Consider the following 3,227-nt stretch of genomic DNA (forward strand, 5'->3'; position numbering starts at 1 on the left):
CAAAGTCTCATGGGTCTGCCGGTCATACTTGATGATCCGAAGGCCGGGTTTGGCACTGTTCTTCAGAGTGAAGGTAACGGTGTCCTGCCCTGGCACATTGACGGTGTAAGTCTGGCCGTCCTTGATCCATCCATCGGGGGCTTTCAGCTCCACGATCTCATAGGCACCGGGCTTGAGTCCATTGAAAATGGCAGCACCGGCTTCGTTGGTGATCTGGGTGTAAGTGGCCCCGCTTTCGATGTGCTTGATCTGCACCTTTGCGCCAGGGAGGGTATCGCCGGTGTCTGCATCCACCTTCTCCACCCGCAGATTGCCGTAAGGCTCGTTTTCATAGCTCACCGTGGCCACAGTGTCCTTTTCCACCTGTACCTGCTGCACCGGGTTCTTGGCCATCAGGTGGCCCTTGGGGGGCTGCACCTCGGTAATCGTGTACAAACCGCCCCGCTCCAGGGGCACGAGGATCTCGCCCCGGGCATTGGTGGAAAATGTCCCCACCGGTGCGCCGTCCGGATCTTTTATTTCAAACAAGGCCCCCTCCAGGCGAGTGCCGGTGCCGGTCTCCGTCTTGACGATCTTCAGGCTGTATTCCCCTCCGCCCCCTTCCGGCGGCGGCGGTGCAACTGTGGGGGAATAATTGAAAATGGCGTTCGACCACCGAAGCAGAACCGGGTCGGTGTCTGCAATGTAGTTTTGCAGCTTCCCATAGGTGCCGGTCTCCTGGCAAATCGCATAGAAGGCAGCATACTGGTTCACATTGCCTTCCAGCAGCAGCTTTGCATTGACGCTGCCGCTGACCGATGCCTTGGGGCAGATCACTTTAAATTGCCCCTGGTATCCGGCTCCCTCCACTGGGATCTTTTCGATCTCCTGGTTCTGCATATTCACGATCTTCATGCCGCTGGGCACATTCTCGCCGTCAATCCAGACGCTGATCTCCAGGCCGTCCACCCAGGTGCCGCTCTTGACGGTGTAGACTTGCTGCAAGTAAGTCTCCCCATTGATCTGCACCTCGTAGGCATTTTGCTGATCGGCGGAAACCGTCAGGCCGGGGATGAGCACATCCGTCCAGCCGCTGCCCCGGTTATAAATGTCCTTGGCGGCAGCAAGCAGCCGCTGGGCGATCTGCTGCTCATGCTCCGAAAGGCCCGGAGCGATGGTCACCTTGTCGATGCTCCAGGTAGGCACCAGATAGCACCACAAAGCGATCTTGGTAGCATAATAGGCTTGCTGCACATTGTCCAGGCCCAGCTCTTCCAGGCTGCGGTGGGGATATCCATTGCCCACAATGCCCACGATCTTGGGGTCTGTGGCCTGATTCTGTGCCAGGTATTTGATGGATTGCCCGGTGCCCACCGCCTGGGGCACGCCGTCCGTGGTGGGGTTGACACAGTAGGCGGGGATTTGCTTCAATCCTGTTGTTGGCGAAAGATACTCAAAATACACATAATTGAGTTTCTGCACTCGGCCATTGACAGCCAGGTAGGCCAGCTGTTCCCCGCCATTGTAAATATGAATTTCACCCAGTGCTTCTTCCGGCGTGTTGGCTGCCAGAGCCGCCCCGGGAAGCATCCCGATCAGGGTGACCATCAGCAGCAAAAGCGCCGTCCATCTTCTTGCTTTCATAGATTTCTCCTTTTCCTTTTGAGTTTTGGCACAAAAAAAGAGACGCTTTAAGGCGTCCCTTTCTTGCTGTGAATCATTTCACATCATATTCGGTATAGGCATATCTTCCATTGAAATACACATCATAGGCATCTACCCAGACTTTGCTTCTCGGGCCGGAGAGGTACATGGCTTGCAGCATCCCTTCGTGCCAGGGCCACTGAACATTGGGATCTCCCGGTCGGGCACCTTCCAGTCCCAGATAAATCTTGGTACCCGGTTCGGCCACTTCAAACAAAGCATACTGCTGCCGCCGGATCTCATGCATATTTCGAATCATCACAGTCCCATTCTCATGTGTGACCACTCTCATTTCGGGCAGCTCATCCTGCCAGAAGGAGGACGCATTGGCCGGGACGGTCAGCTCCGGCTCCGGATCTTTGGCCTTGGTCACGGTCATGGTCTGGCCGTTGCCCAGGTCGATCACCGTGCCCACCGGCGGACACCAGCTGGCATCCCCGGTGGGGATTTTCACTGCTCCCGGAATAGCGGGCTTTTCCTCTTCCACATAACCGGCATTGCTGTCGATCTCAACAGTGCGGCTGTCGTTGTTCCAGGTCACACCGAGGTCCATGGCCTTGCCCAGATCCCGCAGCTTGAAGTAGTTGCTGCCGTTGATGTTGTACCCTTCCAGGCTCACCGCCTGACCGTCCAAAGTCACCTTCTGGCTGCTCTCCGTCAGGGGCGTGGCGATCACGCCGGAAGCGATCCCCGCGCCGCCGAAAATTACACCGCCGCAAAGCAGGCCCACGGCAAACCCAGCAACATCCCGTCTCAGTTTCATCTTTTATTCCTCCCTATCGTAGTGGTTATTTAAACAAATCACTGTGTGTTCCCGTTCTGGTTAAGCAGAGAACGAGTTCATTATTCTTGATCTCATAAATCAAGAGCCAGTCCGGGGTTATATGGCACTCTCTGCACCCAACATAATCCCCGGACAGGTTGTGATCCCGGTATATCTCCGGCAGCGGCTTTTGTTCCGCCAAAATACTAATTACTTCCTCCAGCAGCCGCACATCATAGCCTCTTCGGACAATTCTCTTGTAGTCCTTCTTGAAGGCCGTCTGATACTTAATCGTCAGCATTCAGATCCTCCATCAGCTCTTTTACGGAGGAAAAAGCCCTGCTCATTCCAATCCCATTCTCTGCGTCCTCGATTGCTTTTCTCGTGACAGCATTCGGCACTTCACCGCTGATCTCAAAGGGAATACGATACTCACGCACCGCCTTCTTCGCAAAGATGTTGAACGCTGTGGTCATTGTCATTCCCATATCTGCACAGAATGCCTCAAACTGACGCTTCAACTCTGCATCCATGCGAATGTTAATACTTGTATTGGCCATGATTACAACTCCTTTCTATTTACTTGTTTATTTTAATTTTACTACATTGTATTCTTTTTTGTTCACAATGTCAATAGAAGCATGGCCGACAAGTATTCCTTTTTTTATCTCACCAGCTTGGCCTGGACACACCAGCGATACTCCGGCTGATCCCGTACACAGGTGATCAGCGTGATAATGTCGTTCTGTCGGGCCGAAAGCACTGACACATCGGTAGCTGC

Annotated in this window: 4 protein-coding genes; all 4 read right to left on the reverse strand. The window is 54.1% G+C overall.

Annotated elements, in window-relative coordinates; all coding sequences use genetic code 11:
• A partial coding sequence (locus KQI26_RS14895; protein WP_216505027.1) for a thioester domain-containing protein occupies positions 1-1,623 on the reverse strand: 1,623 nt, incomplete at its 3' end.
• Positions 1,624-1,696: 73 nt separating this feature from the next.
• On the reverse strand, positions 1,697-2,446 hold the full coding sequence (locus tag KQI26_RS14900) for a copper amine oxidase N-terminal domain-containing protein (protein ID WP_216505028.1): 750 nt from the start codon (positions 2,444-2,446) through the stop codon (positions 1,697-1,699).
• A 25-nt stretch (positions 2,447-2,471) separates the two neighbouring features.
• Positions 2,472-2,747, reverse strand: a complete 276-nt coding sequence (locus KQI26_RS14905; protein ID WP_118747040.1) for a type II toxin-antitoxin system YafQ family toxin — start codon at positions 2,745-2,747, stop codon at positions 2,472-2,474.
• Positions 2,734-3,006, reverse strand: a complete 273-nt coding sequence (locus KQI26_RS14910; RefSeq protein WP_118748575.1) for a type II toxin-antitoxin system RelB/DinJ family antitoxin — start codon at positions 3,004-3,006, stop codon at positions 2,734-2,736. Before KQI26_RS14910 ends, KQI26_RS14905 begins: the two co-directional genes overlap by 14 nt.
• Positions 3,007-3,227 lie beyond the last annotated feature (221 nt).

Origin of the sequence: Intestinimonas sp. MSJ-38 (genome assembly GCF_018917925.1) — a bacterium.
Lineage (GTDB): Bacteria > Bacillota > Clostridia > Oscillospirales > Butyricicoccaceae > Pseudobutyricicoccus.

Coding starts and splice junctions, on each gene's coding strand:
- KQI26_RS14900 (WP_216505028.1), bottom strand. CDS start 2,446: ATGAAACTGAGACGGGATGTTGCTGGGTTTGCCGTGGGCCTGCTTTGC.
- KQI26_RS14905 (WP_118747040.1), bottom strand. CDS start 2,747: ATGCTGACGATTAAGTATCAGACGGCCTTCAAGAAGGACTACAAGAGA.
- KQI26_RS14910 (WP_118748575.1), bottom strand. CDS start 3,006: ATGGCCAATACAAGTATTAACATTCGCATGGATGCAGAGTTGAAGCGT.